The following is a 15,305-nucleotide window of genomic DNA, read 5'->3' as shown; positions in this document are numbered from 1 at the left end:
CGGACTCCCACAGCCATGACCTCCTCCACGCGCGGCCTGCGCAATGCCCGCATCCTCGCCGTCTGCCAGGGCCTGTACATCGCGGCGATCTCCATCGACCTGACCCTGACGGCGCTGACCGGCCAGATGCTGGCGCCGCATCCGGCCCTGGCCACGCTGCCGTTCGCGCTGATCACCGTGGCGGGCGCCGCGGTCACCTGGTATGCATCGCTGCTCATGCAGCGCATCGGCCGCCGTGCGGGCTTCATGCTGGGATCGCTGGCGGGCGCGGCCGGCGGGCTGATTTCCGTGGCCGCGGTGTTCGCCAGCGACTTCTGGCTCTTCTGCCTGGGCACGGCGCTGGTCGGCGTGTTCCAGGCGTTTGCGCAGTACTACCGCCTGGCCGCCGCCGACGCGGTACCCGCCGAGGCCAAGAGCCGCGCCATATCCGTGGTCCTGACGGGCGGCGTCATCGCCGCCATCGCGGGGCCGGCGCTGGCGGCCTGGGCCAAGGACATCTTCCCCGCCGCGATCTTTTCCGGCGCCTATCTGATGGTGGCGCTGCTGGGAGCCGCCAGCGCGCTGCTGCTCATCGCCTACCGCGATCAGGAAGGCGAAGGCGGCCAGCCCGCCGACACGCAGGCCGCAGGCCTGCCGGCCCGTCCTTTGGGCGAGGTCATGCGGCAGCCGATTTTCGTGGCGGCCCTGGCCAACAATGTCGTGGGTTCGGTGTCGATGATGTTTGTCATGACGGCCGCGCCGCTGGCCGCGGTCGCCTGCCAGCACAGCATCGCCGATGGCGCCAGCATCATGCAGTGGCACCTGATCGGCATGTACGCCCCGGCCTTCTTCGCCGGCGCGCTGATCAACCGGCTGGGGCTGCCCCGCGTGCTTGGCATGGGCATGGCGTTGAACGCGGCCTGCTCGCTGATCGCGATGCAATCGACTTCGCTCACGGCCTTCCACGCGGCATTGTTCTGCCTGGGCGTGGGCTGGAACTTCATGTTCGTCGGCGGCACCACGCTGCTGGCGCAGTCCTACCGTCCCGCCGAACGGGCGCGCGTACAAGGAGCCGCCGAAATGCTGCGCTACGCCACCACCGCCCTGGCCACGCTGGCCGCGGGTCCGGCGCTCGCGCGCATGGGCTGGGAAACGTTGAACGCCGCCATGCTGCCCATCGTGGGCCTGGCCGCGGTCATGACCGGGTGGTGGGCGATGTCGCGGCGGACGGAACGGGTCGCGGCCTGAGGCGGCTGGCAGGGGCGCCCGCTGGCGCGGGCAGCCCCCAGGGCTGGCTGATTGTGGCGTGAACGGCCGCTAGTCCTGCGGTTCCTGCTTGCGCCGGTAGAACGCCAGTACTTCTTCCAGTTCGCGCGTCCGCGCGAACGGCGGCAGACCGCGCCACAGGCGCTTGCCATAAGGCTTTTCGACCAGGCGCGCGTCGCCCACCATGAGCACGCCCCAGTCCGATTCCGTACGGATCAGACGGCCCGCGCCCTGCTTGAGCGAGATCGCGGCTTCGGGCAGTTGGTATTCCGCAAAGGGATTGCCGCCATGCGCACGGCAGGCGCGCAGGCGCGCCTCGATGACCGGATCGTCGGGCGGCGCGAACGGCAGCTTGTCGATCGCCACCAGGGTCAGCACGTCGCCGGGCAGGTCTATGCCTTCCCAGAAACTGGCGCTGCCCACCAGCACCGGATGCTCCAGTTTGCAGAAGCGGTCCAGCAGATCGCGGCGCGTGCCCTCGCCCTGCTTGAGCAATGGCCATTCATGGCCGGCATCGTCGAAGGCGTCGGCCAGCAGGTTGGCGACCTTGTCCACCGCGCGCAGCGTCGTGCACAGCACCAGCGTGCCGCCGGGGCTGGCCTCCAGCAGCGGCAGCAGGGTCTGCACGAAGCGGTCGAGGAACTGCGGCGATTGCGGTTCGGGCATGCCGCGCGGCACGAACAGCAAGGCCTGTTCGGGATAGTCGAAGGGCGATTCCCATTTGCCCGTGCGCGCCTTCTCCAGCCCCAGCTGGCTGGTGAAGTGCGTGAACTCGCCGTTCACGGACAGCGTGGCCGAGGTCATGATCCAGGCCTGGCCCGGCTTGCGGTACTTGGAAAAAGCCTGGGCCACCGACAGCGGCGCCGAATGCAGGCGCACGTGGTGCTGCCCGTGTTCGACCCAGCGCACCGCCGGGCCGGTCCATTGTTCCGCCGCGGCCGCGCCCTCCAGGATGGCGGCAGGCGTGGGCAGTCCGTCGCCCAGCGCCGATTGCACGACGGGTTCGGACGCCTGGTCGTCGCGGCCCCAGCCTTCGTCGGAATGGTCTGCGCCCGCCCGGCCCGGCGTGGCCCAGCGCTTCAGCCGCACCGAAATCTCGGCGCCGCTGCGCGCGGCCGCCATCAGGTCCGGGTGCTTTTCGGCCACCGCGCCCAGCGCCTTGGCCGCGCCGTCCACGGCCTCGCGCAGCGCCAACAGCGCTTCGTCGAATTCCTCGGGATTGGGGATGGCCTCGAAAGTCGCCTTGCGGCCGGGCATACGGTCCAGCGGCGCACAGACCAGGCGCAGCTCGCGCGCCGCCGTTTCCACATGGCGGCTGACGTCGCTCCATTTGGCGGCTTCGCGCGCGTAGGCCAGGCCGGCCGCTTCCAGCGCGCGGCCGAAATCCAGCAACTGGTGCGTGGACACGCTGCTGCCCAGAAAGCGGGTGGCCGTGTCCGGCAACTGGTGCGCTTCGTCGAAGATCACGGTGTCCGCTTCGGGCAGCAGGTCGGTCACGCCCTCTTCGCGCAGCACCAGGTCGGCCATGAACAGGGCATGGTTCACGACCACCACGTCGGCTTCCTGCGCCTGGCGGCGCGCCTTCACCACGAAGCAGTCGCGGATGCGCGGGCATTCCTGGCCCAGGCAGTTCTCGCGCGTGGAGGTCACGCGCTGCCAGATGTCGGCGTCTTCCGGTACCTGCGCCAGGTCGCCGCGGTCGCCCGTCTTGGAAATGCCCGCGAACACCTGGATCTGGCGCAACTGCTGGATTTCGGTGCGCGACTTCAGCGCGCGCTCGTCGCCCTGCAGGCGATCCAGGTGGTAATGACAGACGTAGTTGCCGCGGCCCTTGAGCAGCGCGGCCGTCACCGGCGCGGCCAACGCCGCGCGCACGCGCGGCAGGTCACGGGCGAAAAGCTGGTCCTGCAGGGTGCGCGTACCCGTGGAAATCAGCACCTTGCCGCCCTGGATGAAGGCGGGTACAAGATAGGCCCAGGTTTTGCCGATGCCGGTGCCTGCCTCCGCCACCAAGGTGGCGCGGTCCTGGATGGCCTGCCCTATGGCCTGCGAGAGTTCGACCTGTGAAGGCCGGGGCTTGTAGCCGGGCAAAGCCGTGGCCAAAGGCCCGTCGGCGTCGAAGAATTCGGAGATATCCAGGTCCAGCATAGCGAGTCAACGGTGAACCGGTGCCGGTTGCGGTTCGGGCGCCAGACACTTGGGTGGGAAAGGACCAAATGATACCCGCTGCCGGGCCGCGGATTGGCCGCCAGGCCGTCGCGAGGGGGACATATCCGTCCACCCTGGCACGTTTTGTAACAGCGGCTTATGGCACAATCCGCCCCTTGTTTTTCCTTTTTGTCGTCGTATCGAGATGTCTGAAACTTCCGCTATCACGTACGTCGCCGCCGGCGTCGACAACGCCCGCATCGTCGCGCAGCTCGCCACCGAGCTGGGCACGCGCGCCTCCCAGATCGCTTCGGCGGTGGAACTCCTGGACGATGGCGCCACCGTGCCCTTCATCGCCCGCTATCGCAAGGAAGCCACGGGCGGCCTGGACGATACCGTGCTGCGCAATCTCGAAGTGCGCCTGGGCTATCTGCGCGAACTCGAAGAGCGCCGCGGCTCCATTCTTGAATCCATCTCGCAACAGGGCAAGCTCACGCAAGCGCTGCAGCAGGAAATCGCCACGGCCGACACCAAGCAGCGCCTGGAAGACTTGTACGCGCCGTACAAGCCCAAGCGCCGCACCCGCGCCCAGATCGCCCGCGAAGCGGGCCTGGAGCCGCTGGCCGACGGCATCCTCGCCGATCCCGCCTGCGACCCCGCCGCGCTCGCCGCGCAATACCTGAATCCCGAAGCGTCCATCAACGACGCCAAGGCCGCGCTCGACGGCGCGCGCGACATCCTGGCCGAGCGCTACGCGGAAAACGCGGATCTGCTGGCCGACATGCGCGAGCACCTGTGGTCCACCGGCCTGATCCATTCCAAGGTGGTCGACGGCAAGGAAACCGAGGGCGCCAATTTCCGCGACTGGTTCGACTTCAACGAACCGCTGCGCACCCTGCCCTCGCACCGTATCCTGGCGCTGCTGCGCGGCCGCCAGCAAGGCGTGCTGGAACTGCGCCTGGGCCTGGAAGCCGAACTGGAAGCGCAGACGCCGCATCCCTGCGTGGCCCGCATCGCCGGCTTCCTCAAGCTGGGCAACGGCCTGTTCGCGCTGGACGCCACGCCGCGCGCGCGCTGGCTGGGCGAAGTCTGCCGCTGGACCTGGCGCGTGAAGCTGCTGACGGCGTTCGAAAGCGAGCTGATCGGCCGCCTGCGCGAAAGCGGCGAAGCCGAAGCCATCCGGGTGTTCGCCGCCAACCTGAAGGACCTGCTGCTGGCCGCGCCCGCCGGCCCCAAGGCCGTGCTGGGCCTGGACCCCGGCATCCGCACCGGTTGCAAGGTCGCCGTGATCGACCAGACCGGCAAGGTCGTGGACACCACCACCGTCTACCCGTTCGAACCGCGCCGCGACCGCGACGGCACCATCAACACGCTGGCCGCCCTGGTGGCGCGCCACAAGGTCGACCTGATCGCCATCGGCAACGGCACCGCCTCGCGCGAAAGCGAGAAGCTGGTGGGCGACATGATGGAACGCTTCCCGGACCTGAAGGTCACCCGCGTGGTGGTCTCCGAGGCCGGCGCTTCCGTCTATTCGGCGTCTGAAACCGCGGCCCAGGAATTCCCCGACCTGGACGTGACGCTGCGCGGCGCGGTGTCCATCGCCCGCCGCCTGCAGGATCCGCTGGCCGAACTGGTCAAGATCGATCCCAAGGCCATCGGCGTGGGCCAGTACCAGCACGACGTCAACCAGCGCGAGCTGGCGCGTTCGCTGGACGCCGTGGTCGAGGATTGCGTGAACGCCGTGGGCGTGGACGTGAACACCGCGTCGGCCGCCCTGCTGGCCCGCGTGTCCGGCCTGAATTCGCTGCTGGCCAAGAACATCGTCGCCTGGCGCGACGAGAACGGCGCCTTCCCGACCCGCGAGATCCTGCGCAAGGTGCCGCGCTTTGGCGACAAGGCATTCGAACAAGCCGCGGGCTTCCTGCGCATTCCCAACGGCGACAACCCGCTGGACGCCTCGTCGGTCCACCCCGAAGCCTATCCGGTGGTCGAACGCATCGTCGCCAAGATCAAGGCCGAGGTGAAGCAGATCATCGGCCAGCGCGAAGCGCTCAAGGGCGTGTCGCCGTCCGACTTCACCGACGAGCGCTTCGGCCTGCCGACGGTGCGCGACATCTTCGCCGAACTGGAAAAGCCCGGCCGCGATCCGCGTCCGGAGTTCAAGACGGCGCAGTTCAAGGAAGGCGTCGAAACCCTGAACGACCTGTACCCGGGCATGGTGCTGGAAGGCGTTGTGACCAACGTGGCGAACTTCGGCGCGTTCGTGGACATCGGCGTGCACCAGGACGGCCTGGTCCACATCTCGGCCCTTGCCGAAAAGTTCGTGAAGGATCCGCGCGACGTCGTGCGGGTGGGCCAGACGGTCAGCGTGAAGGTGCTGGAAGTGGACGTGGCGCGCAAGCGCGTCGCGTTGACCATGCGCCTGAACGACACCGCAGCTCCCGCCCGCCGCAGCGGCGACGCCCCCAAGGGCGGCGACCGCAACCGCCGTCCGCAGGGCGACGGCAGCCGCGGCGGCGCCGGGGCCGGCGCCGGCATGAACAGCGCCATGGCGGACGCGTTCGCCAAGCTCAAGCGTTGAGCGAGACCCGCCCCACGGAAAACCGGCGCCTGATGCGCCGGTTTTTTTTGCCTAGGGCTTACCCGTAAAGAGGCGGGTTACTTGTCTTCTCTCAAGCCAAACCTATCAAAAATGATAGAAAATATCTAATTGTGTCCAAATAATAAAACCCGGCGGCGCCAGGCCGCAAGGCGGCACAAGCCCCCCGCGAGCAGGCGAGCCAAGGCGCGTAGCGCCTGCCGGGGAGCAGCACAAGAACAACAGCGCCCTGCCCCGAACGACCGGAGATCCGCCCAGCCATGTCCCATACCATCACGCTTGCCGCCAATGAAACGGCAACCCTCACCGCCAAGGAAGCCAACGCCAGCGGCGTCTACAGCGAAATCACCCTGGGCCAGTATTCGCACCTGCTTGTCGATGGCGCCGAAGTCAGTTTCAAGCACATCACGCTGGAGCGGCTGGGCAGCCGCATCATCGAATTGAGCAATGGGGCGCAGTTGCACGTCGGCGCACTGGGATTCGCCAGCATGGGCGCCAGCATCACCTACCGTATCGGCGCGGGTTGCGCGCTGACTTTCGATGCCAGCCAATGGGATCCGGAAGTGGTCGCCAACACCACCTTCGATTTTGCCAGCCAGGGCAGCGGCACGCTCAAGTACTTCCCGTTCATCAACCCCGAATGGCTGGACTGCCCGAATGTCACGGGCTACACGGAAGGCGACATGCTGGAAATCGCCGGACAGGGCAGCGCCCAGCGCTTCCAGGTGCGCGACGGGCGCATCGTAGCCAGCGCCCGCGCGGCCTGAACCGCCGGGCCGGCTGCGCGCCGGCCCCTTGGGTTTATTCCTGCGACAAAGACGACAGCGCGGCGCGCGCGCGTTCCAGCAAGGCGCCGGATTCGTCTTGCGCGCCAGCCGGCGCGGTGGCCACGGCCACGCCGTCGATCATCGCGGCATAGCCTTGCCCATCGGCCTTCAGCACCGCATCGGCCGGTTCCGCTTGCAGACGGCGCATCAACGCGCCGGCTTCCTTCGGATCGGCGAAACGCTGCGACAACAGCAGTTCCTCGCCATCCGCTGCCAGCAGGCGGAAACGGAAGCTGCCGTCCTCGTCGCGGAAGCTGACGAAGCGCGCGCCCTTGCCCTTTTCCTTCTTGGGCTGCGCGGCCTTGGCGCCCGAGCCGGCTTCCAGGTTGCGCAGGCCCACGGCCTGGCGCAGTTCCTGCATGAAAGGCGTGGCCAGCTTGCGCGCCTTGGCGGCGCCGGCCTGCAGGATGTCTTCGATGCGGCCAGGGTTGGCCATCAGGTCGAAATACTTCTCGCGCATGGGCGCCAGCAGGTTTTCCAGGTGGTCGTACAGCGCCTGCTTGGCTTCGCCCCAGCCCATGCCTTCTTCGAGCTGCTTGCGCAGCGCGGCAGCCTGTTCGTGCGTGGCGAAGGCGCGGTAGATGGTGTACAGGTGCGAGTTCTCGGCGTCCTTGGGTTCGCCCGGCGCGCGCGAATCGGTCACGATGCGCATCACCGCCGCGCGCAGCGCGCTGGCGCCGCCCTCGAACAGCGGAATGGTGTTGTTGTAGCTCTTGGACATCTTGCGGCCGTCCAGGCCCGGCAAGGTCGCCACGTCTTCTTCGATCACCACTTCCGGCAGCGTGAAATAGTCGCGGCCGTACAGGTGGTTGAAGCGCTGGGCGATGTCGCGCGCCATTTCCAGATGCTGGATCTGGTCACGGCCCACCGGCACCTTGTTGGCGTTGAACATGACGATGTCAGCGGCCATCAGCACCGGGTACGAGAACAGGCCCATGGTCACGCCATCGTCCGGTTCCAGACCCTTTTCCGTGTTCTGGTCCACCGACGCCTTATAGGCGTGCGCCCGGTTCATCAGGCCCTTGGCCGTGACGCAGTTCAACAGCCAGGTCAGCTCGGGGATCTCGGGGATGTCCGACTGGCGGTAGAAGGTCACGCGCTCGTGGTCCAGGCCCACCGCCAGCCAGGTCGCGGCGATTTCAAGGCGCGAGCGCGCCACGCGGGCAGGGTCGTCGCACTTGATGAGGGCGTGGTAATCCGCCATGAAGAAGAATGCGTCCACGCCGGGCTGCGCGCTGGCCTGAACGGCGGGACGGATCGCGCCCGCGTAGTTGCCGAGGTGGGGAGTTCCAGAGGTGGTGATGCCGGTGAGGACGCGGGTATTCATGAGGCGAAGAGGCGTTTGCTGGGGGAAACGCCCAGTGTAACTTGCCGGGCGCGCGGCTACAGGACGGCCAACACTGGCGCCGCCAGCGCGCACAGCCCGCCCGCGGTCAGCGCGGCGCGCGGCCGGAACGTCAGGAACCAGATCAGCAGCAGCCCGGCGATGCTCAGAATGCCGATCCATTCCACCGTGCCGTAGCTCCAGCCCCAGACCGCCGCCGAGGCGCACAAGGACAAAGCCAGCGCCCCCCAGCCGAACAGGCGCAAAGGCAACCTGTGACGCCGCGGCAGCGCGCGGTCGAACAGGTCTTCGTAGTGGCGGTCCATGCCCAGGCACAGGGCGGAAAAGCCCGCGTAGGCCAGGCAGAAGGCAGCTAGCGTCATGGCGTATCACCTCTAGGTTCGTAGGCGGGCTGGGACGGCTTGGATGCGGCGCGGCCCTTGGCGGGCGCTTTGGCGCCCGCTTTGCTGGCGCGGGCCGCCTTGCGCGCCATCCAGGCCAGCAGCAGCGCCCCGGCCAGGCAGGTCAGGTCAAAACCAGCCATGACCCAATCGCCCGCAGGCAGCGACACCCCGAGATGGCGCGAGGTCGTCAGGGCGTTGACCACCGGCACCAGCGCCAGGGAGGCCGCGGCCGCGGCCAACAGGTCGCGCCACTTGCTGCGCTGGAACAGGAAGGCGTAGACCAGCGACAAGCCCCAGACTGCGAAGAAGGCGCGCGATTCCCAGAACTGCCTACCCGCCAGGTCGATCGGCAGGAGGCGGTTGGCCCAAAAAAAGGCGGCGATCGAGATGAACAGGCCAGCGACCGTGCCGGCGTTGAGCGCATCGACCAGGCGCAACGAAAACGCTTCGCGCGCCCCCGGACGCGCCTTCTGCCGCCGCTTGGCGATCCACAGGACCAGGCCCGTGCCCACCATCGCCGTGCCCGCCATGCTGACCAGGAAATAGAGCCAGCGCAAAAACGGTTCGGCAAACAATCCCAGGTGCAGGCCGACGATGACGCCCGCCGTACGCGCCGTGGCGCCGAGCTCGTCCTCGCCTTCCTGGAATGCGCCCGTGACGCCGTCAAAACGCATGTAGGGCGCCAGCTTGCCGAACGACACGCCGTCGGCAGCGTCGCGCACCAGGGTCACGGTCGCGCCAGCATCACCGGGGTGGTTGACGGTAATGCGCCCCACCCGGCCGCCTTGCCAGTGTTGCTGCGCCTGCTCCACCAACGGCGCAAGCGCGATCAGCGGCGCGGGCTCGTTGCGCGCGGGAGTGATCCTGAAGGACTTGAAGACCTCGTCGGAATACTGCCTGGGGCTCTCGTAGACGGCCAGTATGCCGGCCGGCATCAGCATGGCCATGAACAGCACCAGCCCGCTGAACGTGATCATCAGGTGGAACGGCAGCCCCAGCACGGACAAGGCGTTATGGCCGTCCATCCAGGCGCGCTGCCCGCCTTTCCCGGGCCGGAACGTGAAGAAGTCGGTGAATATCTTCTTGTGGGTGATGATGCCGCTGATGATGGCCACCAGCATGAACATGCCGGCGATGCTGGCCAGCCAACGCCCCCAGGGAAACGCGGTTTCCAGTTCGAAATGGAAGCGGTAGAAGAAGTCGCCGCCACGCGTCTCGCGCGCGGCCAGGGCCTGGCCGGTGGCGGGGTCCAGCTTCACGCGCACGAAACCGCGTTCGCCCGGCTTGGGCTTGGGCACTTGGTAGAGCAGTTGGATGAGCGGTTCGCGGTCGGACGGCGGCGTGATGAACCAGCGCGTGGCGTCGGGCGCATGTTCCGCCAGGTAGTTCTGTGCAGCAGTCACGGACTGCGCCGCAGGCGCGGGCCGCGTCTGGATCTCGGGCTGCATCCAGGCCGTGATCTCGGGGCGGAAGAACGCCAGCGTGCCGGTCAGGAACATCGCGAACAGCACCCAGCCGAAGATCAGTCCCGACCAGGTGTGCAGCCAGGACATGGATTGGCGCAGGCCTTCCTCGCCCGGCGCCTTTTCCACTTTCGCCTTCATGCCGCCCCCATCGCGCGGCCGATCGCGAACAGCCCGCCCAGGAGCGCGGCGGGCGCCAGCACGCCAGCCCAGGCGCGCCAGGCATTGCGCGTGGCAAAAACCCAGATCACGCCGCAGGCGTAGAACACAAAGGACAGCATCTGCGCCGTGACCACGGCGTCCGGCCGCCGCATGGGCAGCCAGATCGCCAGGCAGGCGGCTGCCGCCGACGCCAGAACATAGCCGCCCAGGATGGCGGCCGCCGCCCTGGAAAAGACGGCCAGACGGTAGCGCATCATGCCTGCGCCGGCAGCGGGAGCTTTCACTGGGACACGTTGAAGGTAGTAGTGGAAACGTAGCGGATCTTGGCGTATGCCTTGCCGTCGGCCTCGCCCGCCTTGTCTTCGACGTGGGCGGCTTCGAGCACGTACTGGCCGGGCCACGGGGTGGTGATTTCGATGCGGCCGTTCTCATCGCTGTGGAAGCGCTTCTCCCACTTGGGCGGGCCGAATACGGTGACTTCCGTCTTCGCCAGCGGCTTGCCCTTGAACTGCAGCACGAAAGCGTTGGTCCCGGCCGCGACCGGCACGAGTTCCAGGTCCAGCTTGCCCTCGGTGTCCGCGCGGCCGGCCTTGGCGCCGTACTGCACCAGGGTGTCCTTGAACTGGTAGGCCTGGCGCAAGCGCACGTCGCCCTTGCCCGCCGCCGCGAATTCGAGGAAGTCGGCGCCTTCGCCCGAGGCCTTCAGCGGCTTGCCATCGGCGCCCGTAACGACGGGCGCGACCATGATCTTGCCGAGCAGGCCGTCACGCTTTTCGCGCACGTCATCCGCCCATTCCCCGAAATACGCCTTGGCCGGTCCCTCGGCGCTGCGTTCCAACCAAACGAAATGCGCCTGCGCGGCGCCCGCCGTGCCCAACAGGGCAATGGCGGCCAAGGTTCTTGCGAATGTCATTATTGATTTCCTTTAGAGGACCGGATCGGACCAGCCCCGCGGCCCAAGCCCGATTCGGAGGGTTTTAAATTATAACCATTCTCACTTCGAACTAGCAGCAAGACTTACCAGCGATAGCGCAGGCTGGCCTTGATGGAGCGCTGGTAGCCGTACCAGCACCAGGAATCGCCCGAGCACGACGCGATGTATTCCTTGTCGAACAGGTTCTGCACGTTCAGCGCCACCTGCATGCCCTTGAGCGACGGCGACGCGCGGCCCAGGTCGTAGTCCAGCATCAGGTCGAACAGCGTGACCGACGGCACCTTCAGGGTGTTGGTCTCGTTGGCATACGAGGAACCGATGTAGCGCACGCCGCCACCCACTCCCACGCCCGCCAGCGGACCGTCCTGCAACTGGTAGCGGGCCCAGGCGGACGCCTGTTGCGAAGGCACGCCCACCGGCGTCTTGCCCTTCAGGTTCATGCCCGCGGCGTTGGGATAGCCCTTGGAGTACTCGTTGTCCATCAAGGAGTAAGCAGCCACCAGCGTCAGGCCGCGCAGGGGCTCGGTCTTGGCTTCGAGCTCGATGCCCTGCGTGCGCAGCTCGCCCGCCTGGATCGAGCAGCGTCCGCCCGCCGTGCCGCAGATGTGGGTCGGATCCGGATCGGTGGTGGTCATGTTCTCGCGGCGGATGTCGAACGCCGCAAACGACAGCAGCGTGGCGCTGCCCGGCGGCTGGTACTTGATGCCGACCTCGTACTGGTTGCCTTCGATCGGCTTGAACGGCTTGTTCTGCCAGCCCGTGCCAGACTGCGGCTCGAACGATTCCGAATAGCTGAAGTACGGCGCTACGCCGTTGTCGAAGTTGTAGATCGCACCCAGGCGGCCCGTGAACTTCTCCGCATTCAGCGAGGACGGCGCGACCCGTCCGGTGGCGATCGTGGTGGTCTCGCCCACCGTGCGCGACCAGTCGTAGCGGCCACCCAGCAACACCGAGAGGCGATCGATCTTGATCTGGTCCTGGAAGTACAGGCCGGTCTGGTACTGCTTGTTGGTCGCATCCGTCGAGAACGCCGGCGCCGGGATGTTCTGATGATTGTTCGGGTTCAGCACATCCAGCGCGGGCGCGGTGCCAAAGCCGGACAGCGTGTCGGTCTTGACGTGCTGATAGTCAAAGCCCAGCAGCGTGGTGTGGGCGAAGGGGCCGGTGTTGAAGCGCGCCTGCACATTGTTGTCCAGCACCAGCGCGCCCACGTCCACATCCGTCGCGATCGACGCGCGCTGCTGGTAGCGGTAGGTCTTGTCGGTATAGCCGTAGTTATTGGTCATCGCGCCGTAGATGCTGCGGTACTGCGCTTCCGCGCGCGTCCAGCGCAGGCTTTGCGATGCCTTGATGTTGTCGTTGAAGCGGTGCTCCAGCACATAGCCCAGCGAATAGCTCTTACGGTCGCTCTTTTCGAAATTGGCGTCGCCGTCGTAGTAATCGGCCGGCAGGCGGATGCCGTCGGGCGCGGAAAGCAGCGTGCGCATGGCCGGCACGCTGCCATAGGAACCCATGTCGGGATCGCGCTGGAAGTTGGTCAGCACCGTCAGCGTCGTGTCGCTGCTGGGCTTCCAGGTAAAGGCCGGCGACACGAAGTAGCGGCGTTCCTTGGTGTCCTTGACCTGGCCGTCGGACATGTAGCCCGAACCGACCAGGCGGTACAGGAACTTGCCGTCTTCATCGACCGGACCGCCGAAATCGAAGTTGGCGCGACGGTAGTCATAGTTGCCGACCTGCACCTCGACCTCGCGCAGCGTCTCTTCCAGCGGGCGCTTGCTGACCTGGTTGACCACGCCGCCCGGGCCGCCCTGCCCGTACATGACGGAGGCCGGTCCCTTCAGCACGTCCACGCGCTCCAGGCGATAGGTGTCCACCTGCGGCAAGGCGTCGCGCCCGCCGAATACTCGCAAGCCGTCCAGGTAGGACGAAGCCTGAAAGCCGCGCACGCTGAACTGGTCCAGGCGCGTGGCGGTGGCGCCGCGCGATTCGGTGGCCACGCCCGCGGTGTAGCGCAGCACCTGGTTCAGTGTCTGCGCGCCCTGCTCCGTGATCTGCTCGCGCGTGACGACCGATACCGACTGCGGCGTTTCGATCAGCGGCGTGTCGGTCTTGGTGGCGCTGGCGCTCACCGTGGCCACGTAGCCCACCGTCGTGATTGCGCTGTCGGACATGCCCGACACGGTCACCGGCGCCAGCGTGGGCGTGTCGCCCGCGGGCGCGGCAACCTGCAGCAGCGTCCAGGTATTGCCCGACTGCGCACGCGCCTGCAAACCGCTGCCCGACAGGATGCGGGCGAATCCCGCGCCCACCGAGTAGGCGCCGTCCAACCCGTCCGAGCGGCGTCCCCGCACCAGCGCCGGATCGAACGACAGGACCACGCCAGCGCTGCGCGCGAACTGCGTCAGGGCATCGGCCAAGGAGCCGGCAGCGATCTGGTAGCTGCGCGGCGCGTTCGCGGAAGCGGGCGCCGGCTGCGCCCAGGCCTGCGGCATGCCGGCGGCAAGCCCGCCCGCGCACATGGCGGCCAGCAGGGCCATGCGGCCGGCAGACAAGGGGGCGCGCAAGCGCGAGTGAGATGAAGCGGACACAAAACTCTCCCTGTACGGTGGTATCTATCCCTGCCTTCCGTACGGGATCGGAAAACCTGCAAGCCGCAGGCAAAAAAATTTGTAACGCTCAGGCCTCGCGCGGACCGACCTGCAGCCAATACTGCGTATGCCGCGTCACGCGGATGGGCAAGGCGGGCTCCAGTGCCTTGAGCGCACGCTCGGCGTCGTCCAGCGGAAATACGCCCGACAGCCGCAGACCGGCCACCGCCGGATCCACCCGGATCATGCCCAGGCGCTGGCGAGCCAGGTATTGCGCGAAGTAGTCCAGGCGCCAGTCCTTGGCCACCACCAGCCCGTCGGTCCAGGCCAGCCGGTCGGGATCGGAGGCAAGACGGCCGACTTCGCCATGCTCGGAGAATTCCAGGCGCTCCCCGGCTTCCGCATGCGTAGCCACGCCGCCGCGCAGTAGCGTCACGCTGCCTTCGTACACGCCCAAGCGCGCGCCTGCGGCGGTGCGCCGCAGGTCAAAGCGCGCCCGTTCGGCGCGCAGTTCGCCATGCCCGGTATCCACGCGCAGAGCCGCTATAGCGGGCCGCATTTCGGTCCGCACCAGCACTTCGCCGCGCAACAGGTCCAGGCCGCGGGCATCGTCCTGCAAGTGCAGGCGCACCGCGCTGTCGCTGTTCAAGGTGATGTGCAATCCATCAGCCACCGCAACGGCCAGCCGTTCGCCTGTGCCGGTGCTGAGGTCCGCCGCCAGTCGCTGCCACGGCGTATGCCGGTAGCCCGCCCAACCGGTAAAAGCCGTGCCGCCAACAGCCAGCAATCCGCGCAATACCGTGCGACGGCCGGCCGATCGGGGCGAGGACGATGCAGAACGCGTCAGCGCGTCATGCGCCAACGCCGCCGGCACGCGCCGCGCATCCTGACTGATGCGCTGCAAGCGATCCCACGCGCAGCGATGCGCGGGATCCTGCGCCAGCCATGCCTCGCAGGACTGCCGCTCTGCCGCACCGGCCAGGCCGGATTGCAGCCGCACCCACCAGGCGATCGCCTGGTCGGCGACGGGGTCCGCGGCGCTAGTCATCAAAGGCCGCGTAGCACGCGGTCATGGCGCGCACCATGTATTGCTGCACCGAACTCAAGGAGACTTCAAGCCGCTGGGCGATCTCGGGATAGGTCAGCCCGTCGAGCTGCGACAGCAGGAACGCGGAACGCGCCTTGGGCGGCAAGCCGTCCAGCAGGCGATCCAGCCGCGCCAGCGATTGCAGTTGCTCGGTCTGCTCTTCGGGGGACGGCGCATAAGCCTCGGGTATGGCGGCCAGGTAGGCGAGATAGGCCCGTTCCAATGCCGCATGCCGCTGGTGGTCCACCACCAGGCCCTTGGCAATGGTGGTCAGCAGTCCGCGGGCTTCGCCGGCGCGCACCGCCTTGCGGCCCTGGATCACGCGCAGAAACACGTCTTGCGCCAGGTCTTCGGCCCGGTGCTCGCAGCCAAGCCTGCGGCGCAGCCAGCCGAACAGCCAGGGGCGGTGATCGCGGTACAGGCCATCGACGGGCGCGGCGGAAGGGTCGGTGCGCGCGGCCGATGCGGACAAGAGGGTGGAAGACACGTTGGAAACTGCGGTGCTGGACCAGAAGTCTCCAAAT

At 67.5% G+C, this 15,305-nt stretch carries 12 protein-coding genes; 3 read left to right on the top strand and 9 right to left on the bottom strand.

Features of this window, described 5'->3' with window-relative positions:
- Window positions 1–15: 15 nt before the first annotated feature.
- Window positions 16–1,227, top strand: a complete 1,212-nt coding sequence (locus HV766_RS23655; RefSeq protein ID WP_054450793.1) for an MFS transporter — start codon at window positions 16–18, stop codon at window positions 1,225–1,227.
- 69 nt (window positions 1,228–1,296) lie between these two features.
- Here HV766_RS23655 and yoaA read toward each other — a convergent pair whose 3' ends face one another.
- Window positions 1,297–3,393, bottom strand: a complete 2,097-nt coding sequence (yoaA, locus tag HV766_RS23650; protein WP_054450791.1) for a DNA repair helicase YoaA — start codon at window positions 3,391–3,393, stop codon at window positions 1,297–1,299.
- A 205-nt stretch (window positions 3,394–3,598) separates the two neighbouring features.
- Between yoaA and tex the strand changes: the two genes are divergently transcribed.
- Both tex and HV766_RS23640 read left to right on the top strand, forming a co-directional pair.
- Window positions 3,599–5,974 (top strand): RNA-binding transcriptional accessory protein Tex, encoded by a 2,376-nt coding sequence (gene tex, locus HV766_RS23645; protein WP_054450789.1) that lies wholly within the window; start codon window positions 3,599–3,601, stop codon window positions 5,972–5,974.
- A 278-nt stretch (window positions 5,975–6,252) separates the two neighbouring features.
- Window positions 6,253–6,759, top strand: coding sequence for a hypothetical protein (locus HV766_RS23640; RefSeq protein ID WP_125472535.1), 507 nt, complete (start codon window positions 6,253–6,255; stop codon window positions 6,757–6,759).
- A gap of 34 nt (window positions 6,760–6,793) precedes the next feature.
- Here HV766_RS23640 and HV766_RS23635 read toward each other — a convergent pair whose 3' ends face one another.
- The 8 genes from HV766_RS23635 to HV766_RS23600 form a co-directional block, all read right to left on the bottom strand.
- Window positions 6,794–8,146, bottom strand: a complete 1,353-nt coding sequence (locus HV766_RS23635) for a tryptophan--tRNA ligase (protein WP_054450785.1) — start codon at window positions 8,144–8,146, stop codon at window positions 6,794–6,796.
- 56 nt (window positions 8,147–8,202) lie between these two features.
- Window positions 8,203–8,526, bottom strand: coding sequence for a DUF3325 domain-containing protein (locus HV766_RS23630; RefSeq protein ID WP_054450784.1), 324 nt, complete (start codon window positions 8,524–8,526; stop codon window positions 8,203–8,205).
- Complete coding sequence (locus HV766_RS23625; protein WP_175181948.1) at window positions 8,523–10,151, bottom strand: PepSY-associated TM helix domain-containing protein; 1,629 nt, start codon at window positions 10,149–10,151, stop codon at window positions 8,523–8,525. The genes HV766_RS23630 and HV766_RS23625 overlap by 4 nt, the downstream gene beginning before the upstream one ends.
- Window positions 10,148–10,429: a DUF3649 domain-containing protein gene (locus HV766_RS23620; protein ID WP_054450781.1), complete on the bottom strand. Its 282-nt coding sequence runs from the start codon at window positions 10,427–10,429 to the stop codon at window positions 10,148–10,150. Before HV766_RS23620 ends, HV766_RS23625 begins: the two co-directional genes overlap by 4 nt.
- A gap of 23 nt (window positions 10,430–10,452) precedes the next feature.
- The gene (locus tag HV766_RS23615) at window positions 10,453–11,085 is read right to left on the bottom strand and encodes a DUF4198 domain-containing protein (RefSeq protein WP_119450933.1); all 633 of its coding nucleotides are present in this window, start codon (window positions 11,083–11,085) and stop codon (window positions 10,453–10,455) included.
- A 104-nt stretch (window positions 11,086–11,189) separates the two neighbouring features.
- Complete coding sequence (locus tag HV766_RS23610) at window positions 11,190–13,643, bottom strand: TonB-dependent siderophore receptor (RefSeq protein WP_370528710.1); 2,454 nt, start codon at window positions 13,641–13,643, stop codon at window positions 11,190–11,192.
- A 139-nt stretch (window positions 13,644–13,782) separates the two neighbouring features.
- The gene (locus HV766_RS23605; protein ID WP_175181946.1) at window positions 13,783–14,742 is read right to left on the bottom strand and encodes a FecR domain-containing protein; all 960 of its coding nucleotides are present in this window, start codon (window positions 14,740–14,742) and stop codon (window positions 13,783–13,785) included.
- On the bottom strand, window positions 14,735–15,268 hold the full coding sequence (locus tag HV766_RS23600; protein ID WP_082400675.1) for a sigma-70 family RNA polymerase sigma factor: 534 nt from the start codon (window positions 15,266–15,268) through the stop codon (window positions 14,735–14,737). Before HV766_RS23600 ends, HV766_RS23605 begins: the two co-directional genes overlap by 8 nt.
- Between the last annotated feature and the right edge of the window lie 37 nt (window positions 15,269–15,305).

The organism is Achromobacter aegrifaciens (assembly GCF_902859735.1).
Classification (GTDB): Bacteria; Pseudomonadota; Gammaproteobacteria; order Burkholderiales; family Burkholderiaceae_B; genus Achromobacter; species Achromobacter aegrifaciens.
The sequence above is the reverse complement of the archived record's forward strand: the minus strand, read 5'-3'. Positions and strand labels throughout refer to the sequence as shown.

Coding starts and splice junctions, on each gene's coding strand:
- HV766_RS23655 (WP_054450793.1), top strand. CDS start 16: ATGACCTCCTCCACGCGCGGCCTGCGCAATGCCCGCATCCTCGCCGTC.
- yoaA (WP_054450791.1), bottom strand. CDS start 3,393: ATGCTGGACCTGGATATCTCCGAATTCTTCGACGCCGACGGGCCTTTG.
- tex (WP_054450789.1), top strand. CDS start 3,599: ATGTCTGAAACTTCCGCTATCACGTACGTCGCCGCCGGCGTCGACAAC.
- HV766_RS23640 (WP_125472535.1), top strand. CDS start 6,253: ATGTCCCATACCATCACGCTTGCCGCCAATGAAACGGCAACCCTCACC.
- HV766_RS23635 (WP_054450785.1), bottom strand. CDS start 8,146: ATGAATACCCGCGTCCTCACCGGCATCACCACCTCTGGAACTCCCCAC.
- HV766_RS23630 (WP_054450784.1), bottom strand. CDS start 8,526: ATGACGCTAGCTGCCTTCTGCCTGGCCTACGCGGGCTTTTCCGCCCTG.
- HV766_RS23625 (WP_175181948.1), bottom strand. CDS start 10,151: ATGAAGGCGAAAGTGGAAAAGGCGCCGGGCGAGGAAGGCCTGCGCCAA.
- HV766_RS23620 (WP_054450781.1), bottom strand. CDS start 10,429: ATGATGCGCTACCGTCTGGCCGTCTTTTCCAGGGCGGCGGCCGCCATC.
- HV766_RS23615 (WP_119450933.1), bottom strand. CDS start 11,085: ATGACATTCGCAAGAACCTTGGCCGCCATTGCCCTGTTGGGCACGGCG.
- HV766_RS23610 (WP_370528710.1), bottom strand. CDS start 13,643: ATGGCCCTGCTGGCCGCCATGTGCGCGGGCGGGCTTGCCGCCGGCATG.
- HV766_RS23605 (WP_175181946.1), bottom strand. CDS start 14,742: ATGACTAGCGCCGCGGACCCCGTCGCCGACCAGGCGATCGCCTGGTGG.